This is a genomic window from Flavobacterium gawalongense (genome assembly GCF_007097265.1).
GTDB lineage: Bacteria > Bacteroidota > Bacteroidia > Flavobacteriales > Flavobacteriaceae > Flavobacterium > Flavobacterium gawalongense.
The window spans coordinates 57,489-79,712 of record NZ_VJZP01000014.1 but is presented as its reverse complement, the minus strand read 5'-3'; the positions used below and the strand labels follow the sequence as shown (position 1 = coordinate 79,712).

Here is a 22,224-nt window from a genome sequence, read left to right as displayed (position 1 = left end):
AGCCGTTTTATTTATTAAAAAACGAACAAAGCAATGCCAAATCTGTAAAATCCGTAAAAGAGAAATCCCAAAATCTATCTAGATTTTGGGATTTCTTATACTAATTCTATGTTTAAATGTTATTCAATAGGCAAAATAAGTGTTGAAGTAACAGCCTCCAAAACCTCAAAAGCAGTTTCAGCCATCTTGTTTCCTTTAGTGTCTAAAAGCGGATTTACTTCCACAACTTCGAGACAAACCACCTTTTTACTTTCGATAATCCGGTTAATAATCGCAATTACTTCGTATTGATCAAATCCTTTAGGAACCGGAGTTCCCGTCCCATAAGAAATCATATCACAATCCATGGAATCCACATCAAAAGAAATATAAATCGCATCACAATGTGATAATTTAGTCAAAGCTTCAGCTACACAGGTTTGAAGTCCTCTATAACGCACTTCGTGAACTTTATAATTCCTGATATGCAACTTTTCAATCTGCTTGTCTTCGGCTTCTTCAGTATCGCGAACGCCAAAATAAATAATATCTTCGGCCAGCACTTTAGCACCTTCACAGCCTATATTTTTCATACCCTCCCAATGCTGTTGCGTTTCGGGAGGCACTTCATTATTCTGACAACTTAAATTATCATCAGCAATAGCCGCCGACAATGGCATGCCGTGAATATTTCCCGAAGGAGACGTATAAGGCGAATGCAAATCAGCATGAGCGTCAATCCAAATCACTCCTAATGTCTGTTCCGGATAAGCTGCTTTTATACCGCTTATAGTTCCTAATGCTGAGGAATGATCTCCTGATAAAACAATCGGAAAATAATTCCGTTCCAGATTTTTCTTTACAGCATGACAAACTCTGGTACACTGCTCGACAACGTGTTCTATTCTTTTGGCAGAAGTGCTTCGGTTTTTATCATAAATGGATTCGTTATGCGTTTTCACATCTTCAAACTCAAATTGATTAAAATAGTCGCTGTCTCTATTAATAGCCGCTATTTCGATAGCATCAATCCCTAAATCTGACCCTCTGGTTCCGGCACCAATATCAGAGCGATTTTTGATTAATTTTATTGCTTTTTCCATGACAATTAAATTATCTGAAATCATTTAGCGCTCTTTCGATAATAGCAAGACACTCGTGAATTTGAGTTTGGGTAATCACTAATGGTGGAGCCAAACGTATTTTATTGCCATGTGTAGGTTTCGCCAATAAACCGTATTCGCTGAATTTCATACAAATATCCCACGCCAAATCGGAATTTTCATCACAATCGATAACAATCGCATTCAGCAATCCTTTACCACGAACCAATTTAATTAGAGAATTTCTGGACGCAATTTCGTTAAGTCCAGTTCTTAAAACAACTCCTAAATGAGCCGCATTTTCTGCTAAATTTTCATCACGAACCACTTCAAGTGCTGCAATGGCAACTGCCCCTGCAACTGGATTTCCCCCAAAAGTAGAACCGTGCTGACCTGGTTTGATGACATTCATAATCGCATCATTGGCCAAAACTGCCGAAACCGGATAAACGCCACCCGAAATAGCTTTTCCTAAAATTAAAATGTCTGGCTGAACATTTTCATGATGTACGGCTAATAATTTTCCGGTACGTGCAATTCCTGTTTGTACTTCATCAGCAATGAATAAGGCATTGTATTGTTCGCAAAGTGATTTGGCTTTCGCCAAATAGCCATCGGCTGGAACATAAACTCCGGCTTCTCCCTGAATAGGTTCTACTAAGAAACCAGCGATGTTTTTAGATGATTTTAAAGCGTTTTCCAATGCTTCAATATCATCATAAGGTATTTTGATGAATCCTGCTGTGAAAGGACCAAAACTTTTACGTGCATTTTCATCATTCGAAAACGAAATAATCGTAGTCGTTCTTCCGTGAAAATTATTTTCACAAACAATGATTTGCGCTTGGTTTTCTGGAATTCCTTTTACTTCATACGCCCATTTTCTACACAGTTTCAAAGCTGTTTCTACTGCTTCGGCACCGGTATTCATTGGTAAAACTTTATCGAAACCAAAATATTTGGTTACAAATTCTTCATAAGGTCCTAATTGATCGTTATAAAAAGCACGGGAAGTCAACGTCAATGTTTGTGCTTGTTTTACCATAGCATCTACAATTTTTGGATGACAATGCCCTTGATTTACTGCCGAATAAGCCGACAAGAAATCAAAATATTTTTTTCCGTTTACGTCCCAAACATACACGCCTTCCCCTTTTTCTAAAACTACCGGTAAAGGATGATAATTATGAGCGCCATACTTATTTTCTTTTTCTATAAATGCTTCAGATTTTGAAGAAAGTGCTTGATGTGATTGTTCCATAACTTATTATTTTTTTAAACTTTGAAACAAAAATAACGAATATTTTTTATTTTACAATAAAAAATGATATTTTTGACTTAATTTTTTATTTAAAAAATAAATAATCACTTTTATTTATACTAAATTAAGTCATTTTACAATACAAAACACTTTATTTTTTCTTTCAACCAGATGGGAAATAATAATTACTTTTATAGCTATTAAAAACACCTTTTTAATTTAAAATAAATTTCATGGATGTATTAGATGAATTCGATATCAATATTATTAAAGAATTAGAAAAAGATGGTCGTATGGCATTTTCAGCTATTGCTACTACTCTAAAAATATCCAACACCATGGTTCACCAGCGGGTAAATCGATTGACGGAACAAGGTATTCTGGTAGGAATAAAACCCATTATAAACGAAAAAAAAATTGGGTACGACTGGGCTTCTTTTACGGGCATTACCTTAAACAAAGATCAGGATTCAAACAGAATTATTGAGGAATTAAAAAACATTCCTGAAATCACGGAATGCTATTATGTTACCGGTTCTTTTACGCTTTATATCAAAATAGTAGCCCAGAACCACGAGCACATGAGAAAAATTCTTTATGAAAAAATTGATAATATTCCGGGTATTTCAAAAACGGATTCTATCATAGAATTGGGTTGCGCCTTTAAACGAAACATTACTTTATAATTCAAATAATTAACTAACCCCTATTAATGTTGTAAAAAAGTCAAAAAGAGCTTATTTATACAGAAAAATCACAATTTATTTAGATATTTGTGTAAAAAATAAAACTTTATGAAAAATATAGCCTTATTTATTTTAGGAATCGTATTGTTTTCAAATGGCACTTTTGCACAGCTGAAACCAGTAAAATATAGTGATGGGACTCAGGTTTTGAATGGTTTTCAAATCCAACCTATTAAAAAAAGTCTACAAAAACCAGGAATCCTTATACTTCCCGCTTGGAAAGGTATTGATAACCATTCTAAAAATACCGCAGAAAATTTAGCAAAGCTCGGGTATTATGTTTTTGTAGCTGATATTTATGGTGCAGGAAATTACCCGAAAGACAATGCGGAAGCCGGCCAAAAAGCAGGATTTTACAAAACAAACTTCGCAGCATATCAAAAACGAATTGCCTTGGCATTAGAACAATTAATTAAATCTGGAGCAAATAAGGATAATATTGTGGTGATTGGTTTTTGTTTTGGTGGAACGGGAGCACTTGAAGCAGCCCGCGGAAACCTAAATATAAAAGGAGTAGTTTCCTTCCATGGGGGTTTAGGCAAAGAAGTTTCCAGAACAGCCCAGCCTATTACTGCTAAAGTTTTAGCTTGTCACGGTGCAGATGATCCTTTTGTACCAAAAGAAGAAGTAACTGCTTTCCAACAGGAAATGAGAGATTCAAAAGCCGATTGGCAAATGGTTTATTATGCCAATGCGGTACACTCTTTCACAGATCCCGAATCTGGAAATGATAATTCTAAAGGAGCCGCCTACAATGAAAAAGCCGCTAAACGCTCTTTCGAACATTTAAAAATTTTCTTAAATGAAGTCTTGAAAAAATAATTCAGATTCGATTATAATTTAAAAAACGTTTTTATGGGGAAAACCGTTTTAAGAAAAGACAAGACCTGTCTAAATTGCAGATATGTTGTAGAAAACAGATTCTGTCCTAATTGTGGGCAAGAAAATACCGATATCCGAAAAACATTTCATCATTTGTTCATTCATTTTTTTGAAGACTTAACGCATTATGAAAATGCTTTTTGGAAAACCATAAAAAATCTTTTATTCAAACCTGCGACTTTAACAAAGGAATACCTTTCCGGAAAACGATTGTCCTATTTGGCTCCCGTTCGGCTTTATATTTTTATCAGTTTTGTAACATTTTTTCTTATAACCGTTTTCCCAAATGAAAAATCCAGTCTGGTAAACATTAATGAAAAGGAACCAATAACAAACCCTATAAATGATAGTTTAAAAAACCAGAATAAAACTTCAGACAACATTTTGAATGCCGAAGTTTCAACAAAAAAAAAAGATTCTATTAAAAACAATATTGCGAAGACTGGCAAAAAAGAGGAGTTTTTAAATTTTGGCTACAAATCCGTTCAGGAATTAGATTCGATACAACAGCATGCGCCAGAATCTGAAAAGTTATCTGATTTCAGTTATTTGATCAATAGAAAATTTCAAGAGGTAAAAGACAAAAACAAAGAGGAACTATTTGAAAAATTCACAGAATCGTTCATCAATAATTTCTCAAAAGTGTTGTTCATTTACATGCCGCTTTTCGCCTTTTTCTTATGGGTTTTTCATAACAAAAAACGTTGGTATTACTTTGATCATGGCATCTTTACACTGCATTATTTTTCGTTCTTATTGTTAGTATTTTTAATACTGTTTCTATTCACTAAAATACTTCCTTTATTTGGAGATTCGAATGGTATTGATTTCATTATCGGAGTCTTAAATTTCGTAGGAATCTCCTGGATGCTATATTACTTTTTCCCCGCTCATCATCGATTTTATGGTGAAACACGAACTGTTTCCTTTATAAAAAGCATCCTCCTGTTTTTCATCAATTTCATTATGCTTATTATAATTCTTACTTTATTTGCCATTTATACCTTTATTAATTTACATTAAAAAACATGAAAAAAATAACCTTATTAAGTTCCTTATTCATTTTAAACATAAGCTGCACTACCCAAAAGATGAGTGTTGCTGATGTTGAACCTACAAAATACATGAATACTATCACGGCCAGTGATTTAAAAACACATCTTTACATCGTTGCTGCTGATTCAATGGAAGGGCGCGAAACAGGATCTGCAGGCCAGAAAAAAGCAGGTGTTTATCTTATCAATCAATACAAGAAAAACAACATTCCGTTTCCTAAAGGAGCTTCGGATTATTATCAAAAAATCCCCGCAGCTTTCTTGAATGCCTTACGCAACGAAAACTTATCTGATTCCGAGAATGTCTGGGCCTACATCGAAGGTTCCGAAAAGCCAAACGAAATCCTGGTTATTTCGGCGCATTACGACCACGTAGGTATAAAAGATGGTGAAGTGTACAACGGTGCCGACGATGACGGTTCCGGAACAGTTGCTTTATTAGAAATTGCACAAGCTTTCGAAATTGCAAAAAGAGAGGGCCATGGACCAAAACGTTCTATTATGTTTTTTCACGCAACTGGTGAAGAGCATGGCTTACACGGTTCCCGATTCTACTCAGAAAACCCTTTGTTCCCTTTGGCTAACACCATTACTGACATCAACATTGATATGATTGGCCGTCGTGACGAGGCTCATGCGAATACCAACAATTATCTGTATTTAATTGGCTCGGATCGTTTATCAACTGATTTAGATAACATTTGTAAGATAGCAAACGCTAAGTATACCAAAATGGATTTAGATTATAAATACAACGACCCTAAAGACCCAAATCATTTTTATGAGCGTTCTGATCATTATAATTTTGCCAAACATGGTATTCCGGCAGTATTCCTTTTCAATGGCGTTCACGCTGATTACCATCAAAAAACGGATGAAGTCGAGAAAATAGAATTTGATGCTTTGACAAAAAGAACCCAACTTGCTTTTGTAATTGCTTGGGAATTGTCAAACAGAGAAAATCGTCCAGTAGTAGATAAAAAATAGATTCAACATTAGGGCACATCCCGCTGAAAAAAAGCGGGTCGGGCTATACGTTGCAATCTTTTTTGTGAGATTGCTCATTCCTCGCAACGACACAAAAAAGGATTTCCACTGCTATCCCTTGTGCAAACCCGATACAACAAGAGCTTTGAAGGAATCCAAAGCTCTTCTTTTGTTTATGTATTCCAAAAAAAGTCCCGAATTTCTTCAAGACAATTATATATCAAGACAGTAACGGCTACTTTTTCTTCGAAGTTGCTATCGGCCGATTGTTTCTGGACCACTCGCTCCAAGATCCAACATACAATTTTGGGATTTCAAGACCTGCATAAGCAATTGCCAAAAGAGTATGACAGGCTGTTACACCGGAACCACAATGCACAATAACATTTCCAGCTTCTCTATCCTCAAATTCTTTTAAATACTTACCCTTAAGTTCCTCAGGCGATAAGAAAAGCCCATTAGAATCTAAATTAGTGGTAAAAGGAATGTTTATGGCTCCCGGAATATGACCGGCAACTAAATCGATAGGTTCTTTTTCTCCATTGTAGCGTTCCTCATCACGAACATCTACAACAAGAAAATCAGCATCTTGTGACACTTTATCAATTTCGTAAATATCAGCTAACGGCAACAACCATTTTTCAATTTTATACGGTTCCTTTTTCAAGGGGATTTCTGTTTTTGAGCTTGTTGGAAATCCAGCTTTAATAGCCGCTTGCAATCCGCCATCTAGCACTTGAACTTTGTTATGTCCAACAGATTTTAGCATCCACCAAAACCGTGCAGCTGCGTTAGAACCATTTTTATCATCATAAACCACTACATGACTCGTAGGCGTTATACCAAGACTCGTTAAAGTTTCAGAAAATTGTTCAAGTGTGGGCAAAGGATGCCTGCCTCCTATGGATACATCTGCGTTTATATTGGCTAACTGCGTATTTAAATCAACATACAAAGCGCCTTCTAAATGTTCGGCACCATAATTTTCTTTAACACCACTACCGTTACTGGCATCAATAAGAATTAATTCACTTGTCTGATTCAGTGCTATTAGTTCATCAGGCTCTATAATTGGTGAAATGTCTTGAGGCATATTTCTTAATTTTATAATTAGTGTCCCTTTTATTTTTTACCCATAAACAACTGAATTTATATCAGATACAAACTAACAACAGCTTTTAAGTACTGCTAATTTATGCTATTATTTACAATCCTCAAAATAGCAATTAAACCCAAAAACACTCAAGAGATAATTGTTCTCACGAGAATTTACTCCACAAAAAAAGCCCACTTATGTGGACTTTAAAGTTATCTTTTCTTTAATTTTACTAGCTGTTGCATACTTTATGTTTCAACTTTAGAATCATTATTTAAGCGGTTTCATCAAACTCAATTTTATCTGCGCTATCTATTTTGTATAATGGTTTCTCCATTGGCAATGTAAAATAAAAAGAAGAACCTTCGCCTTCTATACTTTCTACCCATATTTCACCACCATTTTTTTCTAAAAACCCTTTTACTAACAATAATCCAATCCCGGCACCCTTATTTTCTATTCTAGCTTTTGAAAGAATATTCATTTGTGGCGTAAAAAGTTTGTCTTGAATTTCTTTTGACATACCAACACCGGAATCTTTTATCTGAACTATTATTTTATCATCTTTAGTTTTTGCTGAAACCATAATTTCCCCTCCAGGTCGTGAATGTTTAATAGCATTCGAAACTATATTCTGAATAACGGAAAGTAACATTTTTCCATCAGCAAAGACTTTAGTATTCTCATCAATTTCATGATGAAGATTTATTGTATTTAAAGAAGCTGTATCATTTAAAGTGTCGAAAACTTTTTGGACATACTGGACCAGTTCAATTTTTCTTGGAGAAAATACTTCTGCTGCGTATTTTATTCTTGCCCATTCCACTAGGTAGTCTAACATATTCAATTCATCAATTGATGCTTTGTAAAGGAGCTCAAGCATTTCTTTAACTGTATTTGGCTCCATCCTTTCAAAATTTGATTTCAAATATCCTGCAGTAGCTATAATACTGGATAATGGGCTTCTCAAATCATGCGAAAGTATAGCAAGAACGCTTTCCTTATGAGTGTTCAGATCTTCCAGTTCTTTTACATAATTTTTTATCGCATCTTCTGATTTTTTTCTTTCCGTTAAGTCGCGTAGAATTTTAACATATCCTAACAGCTCTCCATCAATTCCTGTAAGTGGAAAAACTAAACCATAGGCATAAAATTCACTTTTGTCTTTGCAAATATGCCATCTATTATCCGTTGCTCTTCCCTCTTTTAACGCAGTTTCAATTTCATTTTTAGGAATACCATTTTTTATATCTTCTGCTGTAAAAATTATATCAAAATGTTTTCCAATAATTTCATCCGGTTCATAACCAAAAATTTTTGTTGCCCCTGAACTCCAGCTGTTGATTACAAATTCATTATCAATAGTAAAAATGGAGTAATCTTGTAAACTGTCTATGATCTGGCTATAAAACTCAGCAGTTGGAATGTAATTACTTTTAAGAATTTTAGAATTAATTTGCTCGTTTTCCATTTGGAGAGTTAAATGATATTTAAAAATTTTGAATGTAAAAATAGTATTTGAAAATCAGGCGTGAATGTGTTCAAAGATATACAAAAGGATATATGAATAATGAAAAATGAAAAATAATCCCCCAAACGTAAATATCTTACTACGAAACAGTCAATTCCTAAAATTAATTTTCAATTTATATTTCTCACTAATTGCCTTGTGCCCACTTAAAAACCCTTCGCACAAGTATTCGCTATTTAATTTCTCAGAAACATTTCTTCGATTATAAAAACCTAAACGACTTCTTCAATCACGCTAATTTATACTATACGCTTTCTCTTTTACAATATTCAAGCCAATAAATAAAATCGAGCAATCCCACGAAAGTTTATTCCACAAAAAAAGCCCCGAATTTCTTCGAGGCTTTTGCCTTTTGGGTGGATGACCGGGTTCGAACCGGCGACCCTCGGTACCACAAACCGATGCTCTAACCAGCTGAGCTACAACCACCATTTGCTTAGCGGTTGCAAATATACAACATAAGTTTACTTTTGCAAATAATTTTTTTAAAAAATTACAGCAAAATTATATCAAATCTCCTAAGCTATTGACTGCCAAATATCTTTCTACCGTAAAACCTTCGGCATAATCTAGTCCGGTAAGCCTTCCTAAATCCTGTGAGCGATAATTTAGGCTTTCCAAGAAGTTTTTAGAAGTTATAGGCGTTACTGGTTCATTTGAGTTTTTATCGTAAAACTGGGAGCCGTAAGCCAAAATAGATTCGATTTTTTTATCGGTAAAGCCCGTAATATCGACCACAAAATCAGGTTCTATATTTTTCCACTGGATATAATGATAGACTAATTTTGGTCTCCAGGCAGTTTGCTTTTCGCCATCAACTACAGTTTCTATTTTTCTCAATCCCGATAAAAAGCAAGCATCCGAAACCAACTTACTTCCCTTTGCATGATCAATATGACGGTCATCAATCGCATTACACAACACAATTTCCGGTTGATACTTGCGAATCATTTTTATGATTTCCAACTGGTGTTTTTCGTCATTGACAAAAAAACCATCTCGCATTTCCAGATTTTCACGTACTGAAACGCCTAGAATTTTTGCGGCTGCATTTGCTTCCTTATCTCTAATTTCAGCAGAACCACGCGTTCCTAATTCACCGCGGGTCAAATCAACGATTCCAACGGTTTTCCCTAACGAAATTTCTTTTAAAATAGTTCCTGCACAACCTAATTCCACATCATCCGGATGTGCTCCAAAAGCAAGTATGTCTAATTTCATCTAAATTTTGTTTAATGTTTTTTTAGTTTAATGTTTAAAGTTCCTGTAGACCTAAAATTTTAAATCTTTTATCTGAAATCTAAAACCCTTTTCATCGTCATTGATTTATTGATGCTTTCGCTCCACTCCTTTTCCGGAATACTGTCTTTTGTGATGCCGCAACCCATATACAAATACGCTTGAGAATCTACAATTTGCATACAGCGCAAATTTACAAACAAATTAGAGCTTACCGAATCTGTTGCAAAACTGCTATTCAATTCCCCCAAAAAACCGGTATAAAAACTCCTGCCGTAATTTTCATTTTCCAAAATAAAAGCTTTGGATTGATCTTTTGGCAAACCACAAACTGCTGGCGTGGGATGCAATAAATTGATTACTTGCTGCAAACTGGAGTTCGAATTCAATACCCCCCATATATCCGTTTTTATATGCCAAATACTTCCCGCTTTGACACTGTAGGGTTTGGTAACCGAAACTTCCAAAGCCACGCCTTGCAAGGCTGAAACTATATAATCCGTAACATATTGCTGTTCTTCCTTCTCTTTTTTATCCCAAACTATTTCCCCCGAGCCGTTATCCTTTTGAGTTCCCGCCAAAGCCATTGTCTCAAATACATTCACATTGGCTTTTAACAATTGCTCGGGTGTAGCACCAAGCCAGATCCCCACTTTTGGATGAAAAAAACAATACACAAAAGTAGCGGGATACAACTGAACCAACTTTTCGAAGGTCGTAACCAAATCGAAATCAACCAAATCAACTGTTTCTTTTCGGGATAAAACCACTTTCTTGAATTCGTCATTTTCAATGGCTTGAATTCCTTTGGCAACCAATCTTTCAAAATTATTTTTGGTTGCTCCATTTGGTTCCTTAAATTCCCTTTCAAGAACGTCAACTTTTTTTTTGTCCCAAATAACACCAACTATTTCAGATTGGTTTTCAGGAATCAAATAGGTTTGATTGCCATCAAAAGACACAAAAGCAAAGCCTTTTTCGGTAAAATCTTCAACTTTATACAATTCATCATTTTGCTGAAAAAGTCCGATTACCATATCCGAATTGGGTTTGCAATACAATACAAAAGGTAAACTTTGCTCCAATTGATTTTTGGCTTTATCTAAAATTGCTTCCATTATTTGTCTTCACTTTTTCTCTTTGGCAAAACCATATTCGTCAATTTACAAAGCGAAATCAAATTATCCTTTTCATCCGTAATTCGTATTTCCCAAAGATGAATACTTCTTCCCTTGTGTATGATTCTTGCAGTTGCCGTTACGATTCCGTCCCGTTTTGCTTTCAAATGATTTGCCGATATTTCAATTCCGCGCACTTCACTGTGTTCTGAATTTACATATAACATCGATGCCGCACTTCCCACACTTTCGGCCAAAGCCACCGAAGCGCCTCCGTGTAATAATCCCATAGGTTGATGCACCGATGGATTTACTGGCATTGTTGCCACTAAATAGTCTTCTCCTGCATCAGTATATACAATATTCAGGGTTCTCATCAATGTATTTTCTGAGATTTCATTGCAATATTGAAGGATTTTTTCTTTGTCGAAAGTCATTTTTATTTTTTTGTAAAAGTATAAATAGTATGCTTATGTTTAAACCAAAAAACGACAGACTACTATATATATTTTTCGTCACTATAGAATAATTTGGTTTTTCACCACAAAAGGCACAAAAGCTTCTTATTACTTTTCAAAAACAAAAGATTGTAATGATTAATTCTTAAATATTTTCATAAAACAATAAAAGACCTTAAATTTTCGGCATTGCTTTTCCGTTCTTTTATGACTTCCTTTTCCTTTTGTGACTTTTGTGGTTATTTTTTTTCAAATTAATCCCTATTTTTACAAAAAAACTAACGAAATGCGTTCCATAACTTTACTATTTTTTATTGGAATATTGTTGTCTGTTTGCGCTTGTCGTTCTGATTTTGAGACCGTAGCCAGCACGGGCGATTTGGTTTTTTCCAAAGACACCATATACTTAGACACCGTTTTTACAAACATAGGTTCCAGCACCTACCGACTAAAAGTCTACAATCACAGTAAAAATGACATCACCATTCCAACCATAAAATTAGGAAAAGGATTGAGTTCTAAATACCGAATGACGGTCGATGGAATGACGGGAACCGACGGAAAAATATTCAGTAACGTGGATCTTTTAGCGAAAGACAGTTTGTATATTTTCATAGAAACCACCGTCAATATTGCTGATGCCAACCCAACCGCCTTTTTGTACACCGACCAAATTCAGTTTGATAGTGGCAAAAATTTACAAAAAGTAGAATTGGTAACACTCATTCAAGATGCTGTTTTTCTGTATCCAAAACGTTTTACGGATGGAACTACCGAAACACTTCCTATTGGAGATGAAAAAATTGATGGTTTTTATCTCGATGAAAATGACCCCGTAAATGGCAATGAATTGCAGTTTTCCAATAAAAAACCGTATGTTATTTATGGTTACGCTGCCGTTCCTTCAGGAAAAACGGCAACTTTTGATGCGGGAGCCAGAGTTCATTTTCATGCGAATTCAGGTCTTATTGTATCTAATAATGCATCGATACATATAAATGGAGCAACATCTACAACGGATAAACTGGAAAAAGAAGTCATATTTGAAGGCGATAGATTAGAACCCGAATATTCAAATGTTCCGGGACAATGGGGAACAATATGGCTTACGAATGGCAGCACCAATAATCAATTGAATCATGCTACCATCAAAAATGGAACTATAGGATTACTGATTCAAAACAATAACGGAACGACTACAACTATAAAAAATACGCAAATCTATAATTCGGCCAATTATGGCATTTTGGCGCAGACCGCAAAAATCAATGGCGAAAATATGGTTATCAATAATGCAGGACAAGCCAGTTTAGCCTGTTCGTACGGCGGGAATTATAAATTTACCCATTGTACTTTCAACAACAACTGGAACAGCTCAGAACAAGTGGCGGTTTTGGTGAGTAATTACATTTTGGGAGCCGTTCCGGAAGTGAAAGATTTGACCGAAGCAACATTCAATAATTGTATTATCTACGGCTCGTACTCCAACGAAATGATTTTAAACAAAAAAACAGGCGCTACATTTGCATTCCAATTCAATAATTGCCTGCTTAAATTTGATAATCTTTCCAACCAATTTACCACAAATCCAGATTATCAATTTGAAACGGATGCAGCACATTACAATGCAATTCTTTTAAATAAAGATCCTAAATTCCTGAATGTTTCCCAAAATAAATTCAATATTGACGAGACTTCCGCCGCTTTCGCAAAAGGGAATTCGGCATATCTGATTCCGTTGGATGTTATAGGAAACACAAGAACTTTACCTCCTGATTTAGGGGCGTATCAAAACAAACCATTCCATAAATAATTTCATTCTAACAAGATTTTTTTACCACGTCCAGAGGCTTTTGAAACACTTTTGTCATAAAACAAATTAGTTTCCTTTTTTCTCTGATATGCTCTTATATTTCTTATATGGTCAACTCATTTAATATACTTTTTCACCATATAAGATATTGAAGAAAATATAAGTTTGTAAAAAAATCATGATTTCAAAGCATTAGAAAGTGTCAAAAAATAATTTGTGTTAATTCGTGAAATTCATGTTATACTTTTTACTCGTTTAATTTTTCAAAGTCTTTGCTTTTCACATTTGCTCGTACTATTTATTTAAACTAAATTTGCATCACAATACAACAAACTAAAAAACAATGATCCATTTCTTTGAAAACCAAAGCAAAACTGTTTTTGCAGTACAAACGAAAAACGAAATTTCGGCTCAAGACATTTCAAAACTCAACTGGCTTTTTGCCAACTCCTATAAAATAGAAAAATCCGTATTGACGGATTTTTTTGTTGGTCCTCGCGCCACTATGATAACGCCTTGGAGTACCAATGCAGTGGAAATCACCCAAAATATGGGAATTTCCGGAATCATTAGAATCGAGGAATTTCACAAAGCAACAGCTGATTTTTCTGATTTTGACCCCATGCTTTCGCAAAAATATGCTGAATTAAATCAAGATATTTTCACTATCAACGTACTTCCGGAAGCTATTTTAGATATCGATGACATTGCTGCCTACAATAAAAAAGAAGGATTGTCTTTAAGTCCGGAAGAAGTAGAATATTTGGATAATTTAGCGATTAAATTAGGACGAAAACTAACGGATTCTGAAATTTTTGGTTTCTCACAGGCCAATTCAGAACACTGTCGTCACAAGATTTTCAACGGAACTTTTATAATTGACGGAGAAGAAAAAGAATCTTCTTTATTCAAATTAATCAAAAAAACATCTCAGGAAAACCCGAACGGTATTGTTTCGGCTTACAAAGATAACGTTGCTTTTGTAAAAGGGCCGCGTGTACAACAATTTGCTCCAAAAAGTGCTGATAAACCTGATTTTTATGAAGTAAAAGAATTTGATTCGGTTATTTCATTAAAAGCAGAAACACATAATTTCCCAACAACGGTAGAGCCTTTCAACGGAGCTGCAACAGGTTCTGGTGGAGAAATCAGGGACCGTTTAGCAGGTGGACAAGGTTCGTTGCCAATGGCAGGAACAGCTGTTTACATGACGTCATACTCTCGTCTATCAGCAAACAGACCATGGGAAAACGGCATGACCGAAAGAAAATGGTTGTATCAAACCCCAATGGATATTTTGATCAAAGCGTCAAACGGAGCTTCTGATTTTGGAAATAAATTTGGGCAACCGTTAATTACAGGTTCTATCCTGACTTTCGAACACGAAGAAAACGCACGCAAATTAGGTTTCGACAAAGTGATTATGCAAGCGGGTGGAATTGGTTACGGAAAATTGGATCAGGCGATTAAGAAAAAACCACAAACTGGAGATAAAATTGTTATCCTTGGTGGTGAAAATTACAGAATCGGAATGGGTGGAGCTGCAGTTTCTTCAGCAGACACAGGCGCTTTCAGTTCTGGAATTGAATTGAACGCAATCCAACGTTCAAACCCGGAAATGCAAAAACGTGCCGCCAATGCCATTCGTGGTTTGGTAGAAAGCGATATCAATCCAATTGTCTCTATTCACGATCACGGAGCTGGGGGGCATTTAAACTGTCTTTCGGAATTGGTGGAAGATACCGGTGGATTAATTGATTTAGACAAATTGCCTGTGGGAGATCCTACCCTTTCGGCAAAAGAAATAATCGGTAACGAATCCCAAGAAAGAATGGGATTGGTTATTGGTAAGGAAAACATCGATTTATTGCAAAAAATTGCCAACCGGGAGCGTTCACCGATGTATCAAGTGGGAGATGTAACCGGAGATCACCGTTTTACTTTCGAATCAAAATCAACAGGTGCCAAACCAATGGATTTTGCCTTGGAAGACTTTTTTGGAAGTTCTCCAAAAGTGGTCATGACGGACAAAACTATTGAAAGAAACTATGCTAATTTAGACTATACTGTAAAAAATATCTCAACTTACTTAGAGCAAGTACTTCAATTAGAAGCTGTAGCTTGTAAAGACTGGTTAACAAACAAAGTGGACCGTTGTGTTGGTGGTAAAGTTGCCAAACAACAATGTGCCGGTCCATTGCAATTGCCATTGAACAACTGTGGTGTAATGGCTTTGGATTACCAAGGAATAGAAGGAATTGCAACTTCGATTGGTCACTCTCCTGTTGCAGCATTAATTGACCCTGTTGCGGGAAGCAGAACGGCCATTGCAGAAGCATTATCGAATATTGTTTGGGCGCCTATTAAAGATGGTTTGGATGGAATTTCTCTTTCTGCTAACTGGATGTGGGCTTGCAAAAACGAAGGGGAAGATGCGCGTTTGTACGCAGCTGTGCAAGGTTGTTCGGATTTCGCAATCGAATTGGGAATCAATATTCCAACCGGAAAAGATTCCCTTTCAATGAAACAAAAATATCCAAATGAAGAAGTAATCGCACCGGGAACGGTAATTATTTCAGCAGGTGGAAATTGTACCGACATTAGAAAAGTAGTGGAACCCGTTCTACAAAAAGACGGCGGTTCTATTTATTACATCAATTTGTCACAAGATGATTTCAAATTAGGCGGTTCTTCGTTTGCACAAACGTTGAATACTATTGGAAATGAAGTCCCAACTATTAAAGACGCTGCATTTTTCAAAAGAGCTTTCAATACAATACAAGAATTAATTCTAGATAATAATATCCTTGCTGGACACGATATTGGAAGTGGTGGTTTAATTACTACTTTATTGGAAATGTGTTTTGCCGATGTGAATTTGGGAGCTAAAATAGATTTCTCTGTTTTCGAAGAAAAAGACATTATCAAATATCTTTTTGCAGAAAATATTGGAATCGTGTTTCAAGCAAAATCGGATGCTGAAGTTAAATCTAAATTAAAAGCAAATAATGTTGCTTTTTACAAATTAGGAACTGCTACGAACGAAGCAACATTAGACTTTGGACCTTGTAAATTAGACATTGCCAAATACAGAGATGTTTGGTACAAAACTTCATTTTTATTAGACCAAAAACAATCGAAGAACGGAACAGCACAACAGCGTTTCGACAATTATAAAAATCAAGCTTTACACTATACTTTTCCAACGCATTTTACAGGAAAAAAACCAGTTATCGACAACTCAAAACCGCGTCCAAAAGCAGCAATTATTCGTGAAAAAGGAAGTAATTCCGAACGTGAAATGGCGAATGCCATGTACTTAGCCGGGTTTGATGTAAAAGATGTTCACATGACCGACTTGATTTCGGGACGTGAAACTTTGGAAGACATTCAGTTTATCGGGGCTGTTGGCGGATTCTCAAATTCAGATGTTTTAGGTTCTGCCAAAGGTTGGGCTGGAGCATTTTTATACAATGAAAAAGCAAAAACAGCTTTAGACAATTTCTTCAAAAGAGAAGATACGTTGTCTGTTGGAATCTGTAATGGTTGCCAATTGTTTATGGAATTGGAAGTGATTAATCCGGAGCATGAAGTACACGGAAAAATGTTGCACAACGAAAGTAACAAACACGAAAGTATTTTTACATCGGTAACGGTACAAGAAAACAATTCGGTGATGCTTTCTTCATTAGCTGGAAGTACACTAGGAGTTTGGGTTTCGCATGGCGAAGGAAAATTTGACTTACCAATGGGTGAAGAAAATTATAATATTGTTTCTAAATATGCCTATGAAGGCTATCCTGCTAATCCAAACGGTTCTCATTTTGACGTTGCGATGCTTTGCGACAAAACAGGACGTCACTTGGTAATGATGCCACATATTGAGCGTTCCACGTTCCAATGGAACTGGGCACATTATCCAAAAGACAGAGACGATGAAGTTTCGCCTTGGCATGAAGCTTTTGTCAATGCCAGAAAATGGATGGATAAAAAGTAATTTTTTGTTTTACTATATTGAAAGCGTTCCCGAAAAGGAGCGCTTTTATTTTGCGCAAAAATTGTATTTTTAAGTCCTAAAATATTTTATAGATACAATTATTTCCATTTTGGAAACAGTTCAATATAAAATTCAGCTATTTCCAAAATGGAAACAACTCAAGATCTATGAAATAAATTTCTAATTTTATAAACTCAAGCCAATATTAAAATCAAATGGAAGACAACCAATCCAATAACATAATATTTTACAATACCCCTACAGCAAATGTTAGGATAGAAGTTCTTTTTAATAAAGAAACCTTTTGGTTAAACCAACTAAAATTAGCGGAGCTTTTTGGAGTGGACAGAACGGTTGTTACAAAACATTTGAAAAATATTTTTCAAACAAGTGAATTAACTGAAAATTCAGTTAGTGCAAAAATTGCACATACTGCCGAAGACGGCAAAACCTATCAAACAAAATTCTACAACCTCGATGCAATTATTGCCGTCGGTTACCGTGTAAACTCAAAGCAAGCTACACAATTCAGAATTTGGGCTACACAAACTTTAAAAGAATATATCATCAAAGGTTTTGTCTTGAATGATGATATGCTCAAAAATGGTAAACCTTTTGGCAAAGATTATTTTGATGAATTATTGGAGCGAATTCGTGAAATTCGCACCAGTGAGCGTCGAATGTATCAAAAATTGGGGGATATATTTGAACAATGTAGTGCCGATTATTCCATAAATGCTGAAGAAACCAAACTGTTTTACAAAATGGTGCAAAACAAATTGCATTTTGCCATTACTGGAAAAACGGCAGCCGAAATTATTTATGACAGAGTAGACAGAAACAAAGATTTCATGGGACTTTCTACTTGGAAAAATGCACCACAGGGAAAAATTTTGAAAAGTGATGTCACTATCGCAAAGAATTATTTATCAGAACCTGAAATTGGAGACCTGAATCTTTTGGTAAGTGCGTTTTTAGATTTAGCAGAGTTTCAAGCCCGTCGTAGTAAACTATTACACATGAAAGATTGGCTGGAACGTACCAATAAATTCCTCGACAGTAATAGCCTGGATATTTTACCAAATGCAGGAAAAATTTCCCATGACAAAGCAGTCGAAAAAGCACACCAAGAATATGATTTTTTCAGAATCGAACAAGACAAGAATTATATTTCAGATTTAGATAACCTTATAAAAAAACTGGATACTAAAAAGTGATTTTATCACTTGTGATGATACCAAATACCGAGCGTTCCACGTTCCAATGGAACTGGGCACATTATCCAAAAGACCGGGACGAAGAAGTTTCGCCTTGGCATGAAGCGTTTGTCAATGCCAGAAAATGGATGGATAAAAAATTTATTTGAAATTTATAAAAGCGTTCGCTAATGGTGAACGCTTTTTTTGTTACTAAATAAAAATTAACAATACTGAAATTTAAAAATTTCAGAATTATTCCCTTCTTTTTCAAAACCTCGTTTATTTTTCATTATATGACTGTCCGCTAAGCGGACTAAATTTACAAAAGAGAAATATTTCTAAAAAAGTTAGCCACGAATTACACTAATTTTCACCAACTTTTTAAAAATTAAAATAGAAATTCGGGGTAATTCGTGTAATTCGTGGCTGGAATAATTGATTGGTATTAGTTACGGACAGTCATATTTCATTAAATTGCAAAAATAATTGTATTTTTAACAAAATTTTATGTTAAAAACCTAAGACATGACCCAAGAATTACAAAAACTTCATTCGGTTTGGATTGACACCCAGAAAAGAGCCAACGAGAACACTTTATTACCACAAATAAAGTTTGATGAAATTGCCAGTTCTATAATAAGCACTGGTCCGTTTTATTTTTACATCATTGATTTTTATGACATGTCTTTATCTAACATTAGTCCAGCTATAACTGATATTCATGGATTTGACCCGGAAACCGTATGTTTTAATGATATTCTTGGAACAATACATCCTGACGATATTGACTTCATAGTAAAAACCGAAGCTTCAATACTTAATTTTTTTTATACCAATATAGGTGCGGAAAAATTGACTAACTATAAAATGAATTACAGTTTTAGAAGTCGAATGAAAAATGGGGAGTATTGCATGCTCAATCATCAAGCCATAATACTTACTTTAGATCCAAAAGGCGGATTTGGAAAATCACTGAATATTCATACCAGAATCGATCATTTGACCAAAAACAATACCTATCAATATTCCATGATAGGGCTAAAGGACGAACCTTCCTATATGAATATTGGTGTTTTTGAAGATACCCAATGTTTTTCAGAATTTTCAAAAAGAGAAATTGACATCATTAAGCTAATTGCAGAAGGTTTTGACAACAATGAAATTGCCAATGCACTTTTTATCAGTGTTAATACCGTGAAACAGCATCGCAAAAATATTTTAAAGAAATCCAACTCTAAAAATACGGCTCAATTAATTAGAAAAAGTACCTTACAAGGCTTATTATAAATTCTTATAACTAATTTTATTAGATTTACATTTTTTATTAAAAATCAAGCCATTAGGCAAAAAAACAAAACTATTCTAAAAAGCATACTCTTACTTTTAGCTATTCAACAAACATAAAATAACCTAACTAATGAAATCTCTAACTTTACTATTTTTCACCCTATTGCTGTCTGTAACTTACTCTTATGCCCAGAAAGTTGAAAAAATCACTGCCAAAGACGGAAGCTATTACATTACCACAACCATTGATTATCCTATAACCGGAACCTATCTTTCTGAAGGTGGAACGGAACCCATTGTACAATTAAATCCAGATGGAACTGGTGTTTTTCAGTTGGATGATTTATCAAAAACAACTATCGTTTGGGGAATGGAATGTTTTGAAGACGGTATTCCAAAATACCAAAAAGGGTTTAATTATGCAGTTTACTCGCTTTGGTATAAAAACAGAGAGGCACATTCAGAAACGAATACTAAAGAAGAATGGACTTATGCTCATTTTTCAATCCATTTTGAAAAAAAGAAAATGTTCATCTTAGGAGAAAGAAGCAAAGACTATGTAGAGGAATCTATCATTAAATGAGATTTTTAGATTAACCCAACTTCTTAAACTTAATTTTCCATTTAATTTTTGAATAATAATAATTATCATTAATTTTTATTTAATTTGCGTTAAAATTTAATCTTCGAATAATGACTTCAATAACCAGACTTTTCGATTTTCCCTATTATCAGCAAGAAAAATTTAACACAATTCCGGATGCTTTAACTACAAAGCAAAATGGGGTTTGGGTAAAGACTTCTACACAAGAATACATTGCTAAAGCCAATGCTGTATCAAGAGCATTACTAAAATTAGGAGTTCAAATAGACGATAAAATTGCCGTCATTTCTACTAATAATAGAACCGAATGGAATATTATGGATATTGGTGTGTTGCAAACAGGCGCACAAACGGTTCCCATTTACCCAACCATTTCTGAAGATGATTATGAATATATTCTTAATCATTCTGGTGCCATATATTGTTTTGTATCTGATGCAGAAGTGCTTCGGAAAATAAATTTGATTAAAGATAAAGTACCTACGCTTAAAGAAGTCTATTCGTTCAACGAAATTGAAGGCTGCAAAAATTGGACTGAATTGCTTACCCTTGGCGAAGACCTAAGCAATCAAGATGTTGTTGAAGACCGAAAAAGCAATATAAAAACAGAAGATTTAGCGACCATTATTTATACCTCGGGAACAACAGGAAGACCAAAAGGAGTCATGCTTTCACATAAAAATATTGTCTCAAATGTTTTGGACAGTGCTTCCAGAATTCCTTTTGAAGCGGGAAAAACTCGCGCATTGAGCTTCCTTCCTATCTGCCATATTTTCGAAAGAATGATTTTGTATTTATACCAATATTACGGTGTTTCGGTATATTTTGGCGAATCCATAGATAAAGTTGGCGACAATATCAGAGAAGTAAAACCACATGTAATCACAGCTGTTCCCAGACTTCTTGAAAAAGTATATGATAAAATTTACGCCAAAGGAACTGAATTAACCGGCATTAAAAAGAAACTATTCTTCTGGGCCATTGATTTAGGACTAATCTACGAACCTTATGGAGCAAATGGTTTTTGGTATGAATTCCAACTTAAAATAGCACGTAAACTGATTTTCAGCAAATGGAAAGAAGGTTTAGGCGGTAATTTGGATTTAATGGTTTCCGGTAGTGCCGCTTTACAACCCAGATTAGCCCGAATTTTTGCAGCTGCAGAAATCCCGGTAATGGAAGGATATGGTCTGACCGAAACTTCTCCCGTAATTTCAGTTAACGACATGAGAAATCACGGTTTTAAAATAGGAACCGTAGGGAAAGTAATCGATAACGTCGAAGTAAAAATTGCCGAAGACGGGGAAATTCTTTGCAAAGGACCTAATGTAATGATCGGTTATTATAAAGATGAAAAATTGACCAGTGAAGTAATTACAAACGGTTATTTCCACACGGGAGATATTGGAATATTTGACGAAGATGGATTCTTGAAAATTACGGATCGCAAGAAAGAAATGTTCAAAACATCCGGAGGAAAATATATTGCGCCACAGTTAATTGAAAATTCGATGAAACAATCCCGTTTCATTGAACAAATAATGGTGATTGGTGATGGACAAAAAATGCCGGCAGCAATCATACAGCCAAGTTTTGATTTCATCAAGGAATGGGCTACTAAACGTGGAATAGATGTTGGAAAAAGCAATGAAGAAATCATCTCTAACGAAAAAGTTATTGCACGAATTCAGGAAGAAATTGATTGCTTAAATGAAAAATTTGGCAGTTGGGAAAAAATCAAACGTTTTGAACTTACTCCGGATGTTTGGTCTATTGAAGGCGGACAATTGACTCCTACACTAAAACTGAAACGAAAAATAGTGATGGATAAATACATCGATTTATTTCATAAAATCTACGGTTAGTATT

17 protein-coding genes, 1 tRNA gene and 1 pseudogene are annotated in these 22,224 nt (G+C 35.0%); 11 read left to right on the top strand and 8 right to left on the bottom strand.

The window, feature by feature from the left end; genetic code table 11:
• Positions 1-119: 119 nt before the first annotated feature.
• Both FNW38_RS09425 and rocD read right to left on the bottom strand, forming a co-directional pair.
• Positions 120-1,106 (bottom strand): arginase, encoded by a 987-nt coding sequence (locus FNW38_RS09425; protein ID WP_235890182.1) that lies wholly within the window; start codon positions 1,104-1,106, stop codon positions 120-122.
• Complete coding sequence (gene rocD / locus FNW38_RS09420) at positions 1,093-2,343, bottom strand: ornithine--oxo-acid transaminase (protein WP_143388091.1); 1,251 nt, start codon at positions 2,341-2,343, stop codon at positions 1,093-1,095. Before rocD ends, FNW38_RS09425 begins: the two co-directional genes overlap by 14 nt.
• A 233-nt stretch (positions 2,344-2,576) precedes the next feature.
• Between rocD and FNW38_RS09415 the strand changes: the two genes are divergently transcribed.
• The 4 genes from FNW38_RS09415 to FNW38_RS09400 all read left to right on the top strand — a co-directional run bounded on the left by FNW38_RS09415 (position 2,577) and on the right by FNW38_RS09400 (position 6,013).
• Entirely contained in the window at positions 2,577-3,029 is a 453-nt protein-coding gene (locus tag FNW38_RS09415) for an Lrp/AsnC family transcriptional regulator (protein ID WP_143388090.1), read from the top strand.
• Between the two features lie 108 nt (positions 3,030-3,137).
• A complete protein-coding gene (locus FNW38_RS09410) occupies positions 3,138-3,911 on the top strand; it encodes a dienelactone hydrolase family protein (RefSeq protein WP_144065024.1) in 774 nt (257 codons plus the stop codon).
• A gap of 33 nt (positions 3,912-3,944) precedes the next feature.
• Positions 3,945-4,994: a DUF3667 domain-containing protein gene (locus FNW38_RS09405; protein WP_144065023.1), complete on the top strand. Its 1,050-nt coding sequence runs from the start codon at positions 3,945-3,947 to the stop codon at positions 4,992-4,994.
• Positions 4,995-4,999: 5 nt separating this feature from the next.
• Entirely contained in the window at positions 5,000-6,013 is a 1,014-nt protein-coding gene (locus tag FNW38_RS09400) for a M28 family peptidase (RefSeq protein WP_143388087.1), read from the top strand.
• A 235-nt stretch (positions 6,014-6,248) separates the two neighbouring features.
• On the opposite strand, the gene FNW38_RS09395 is transcribed toward FNW38_RS09400, so the two are convergent.
• The 6 genes from FNW38_RS09395 to FNW38_RS09370 all read right to left on the bottom strand — a co-directional run bounded on the left by FNW38_RS09395 (position 6,249) and on the right by FNW38_RS09370 (position 11,434).
• Positions 6,249-7,106, bottom strand: coding sequence for a sulfurtransferase (locus tag FNW38_RS09395; RefSeq protein ID WP_144065022.1), 858 nt, complete (start codon positions 7,104-7,106; stop codon positions 6,249-6,251).
• Positions 7,107-7,383: 277 nt separating this feature from the next.
• Positions 7,384-8,580, bottom strand: a complete 1,197-nt coding sequence (locus FNW38_RS09390) for a PAS domain-containing sensor histidine kinase (protein ID WP_143388085.1) — start codon at positions 8,578-8,580, stop codon at positions 7,384-7,386.
• A gap of 415 nt (positions 8,581-8,995) precedes the next feature.
• A tRNA-His gene (locus tag FNW38_RS09385) sits at positions 8,996-9,069 on the bottom strand.
• A gap of 75 nt (positions 9,070-9,144) precedes the next feature.
• Complete coding sequence (gene bshB1 / locus FNW38_RS09380) at positions 9,145-9,861, bottom strand: bacillithiol biosynthesis deacetylase BshB1 (protein WP_143388084.1); 717 nt, start codon at positions 9,859-9,861, stop codon at positions 9,145-9,147.
• Between the two features lie 68 nt (positions 9,862-9,929).
• Positions 9,930-10,997 carry a chorismate-binding protein gene (locus FNW38_RS09375; RefSeq protein ID WP_143388083.1) on the bottom strand — a complete coding sequence of 356 codons (1,068 nt, stop codon included), beginning with the start codon at positions 10,995-10,997 and terminating at the stop codon, positions 9,930-9,932.
• Positions 10,997-11,434, bottom strand: a complete 438-nt coding sequence (locus tag FNW38_RS09370; RefSeq protein ID WP_143388082.1) for a PaaI family thioesterase — start codon at positions 11,432-11,434, stop codon at positions 10,997-10,999. The genes FNW38_RS09375 and FNW38_RS09370 overlap by 1 nt, the downstream gene beginning before the upstream one ends.
• 307 nt (positions 11,435-11,741) lie before the next feature.
• Here FNW38_RS09370 and FNW38_RS09365 point away from each other — a divergent pair, with 307 nt between their 5' ends.
• From FNW38_RS09365 to FNW38_RS09335, 7 genes and pseudogenes are all read left to right on the top strand, one after another.
• Positions 11,742-13,268 carry a hypothetical protein gene (locus tag FNW38_RS09365; RefSeq protein WP_143388081.1) on the top strand — a complete coding sequence of 509 codons (1,527 nt, stop codon included), beginning with the start codon at positions 11,742-11,744 and terminating at the stop codon, positions 13,266-13,268.
• A gap of 343 nt (positions 13,269-13,611) precedes the next feature.
• Positions 13,612-17,265 carry a phosphoribosylformylglycinamidine synthase gene (purL, locus tag FNW38_RS09360; RefSeq protein WP_143388080.1) on the top strand — a complete coding sequence of 1,218 codons (3,654 nt, stop codon included), beginning with the start codon at positions 13,612-13,614 and terminating at the stop codon, positions 17,263-17,265.
• Positions 17,266-17,480: 215 nt separating this feature from the next.
• A complete protein-coding gene (locus FNW38_RS09355) occupies positions 17,481-18,482 on the top strand; it encodes a virulence RhuM family protein (RefSeq protein ID WP_143388079.1) in 1,002 nt (333 codons plus the stop codon).
• A gap of 8 nt (positions 18,483-18,490) precedes the next feature.
• Positions 18,491-18,631 (top strand): annotated as a pseudogene (locus tag FNW38_RS09350) (phosphoribosylformylglycinamidine synthase subunit PurQ); the annotation flags it as partial.
• Positions 18,632-18,989: 358 nt separating this feature from the next.
• Complete coding sequence (locus tag FNW38_RS09345) at positions 18,990-19,751, top strand: LuxR C-terminal-related transcriptional regulator (RefSeq protein ID WP_143388077.1); 762 nt, start codon at positions 18,990-18,992, stop codon at positions 19,749-19,751.
• A 130-nt stretch (positions 19,752-19,881) separates the two neighbouring features.
• On the top strand, positions 19,882-20,334 hold the full coding sequence (locus tag FNW38_RS09340; protein WP_143388076.1) for a hypothetical protein: 453 nt from the start codon (positions 19,882-19,884) through the stop codon (positions 20,332-20,334).
• 110 nt (positions 20,335-20,444) lie between these two features.
• Positions 20,445-22,220, top strand: a complete 1,776-nt coding sequence (locus FNW38_RS09335; protein ID WP_143388075.1) for an AMP-dependent synthetase/ligase — start codon at positions 20,445-20,447, stop codon at positions 22,218-22,220.
• Positions 22,221-22,224: the final 4 nt, after the last annotated feature.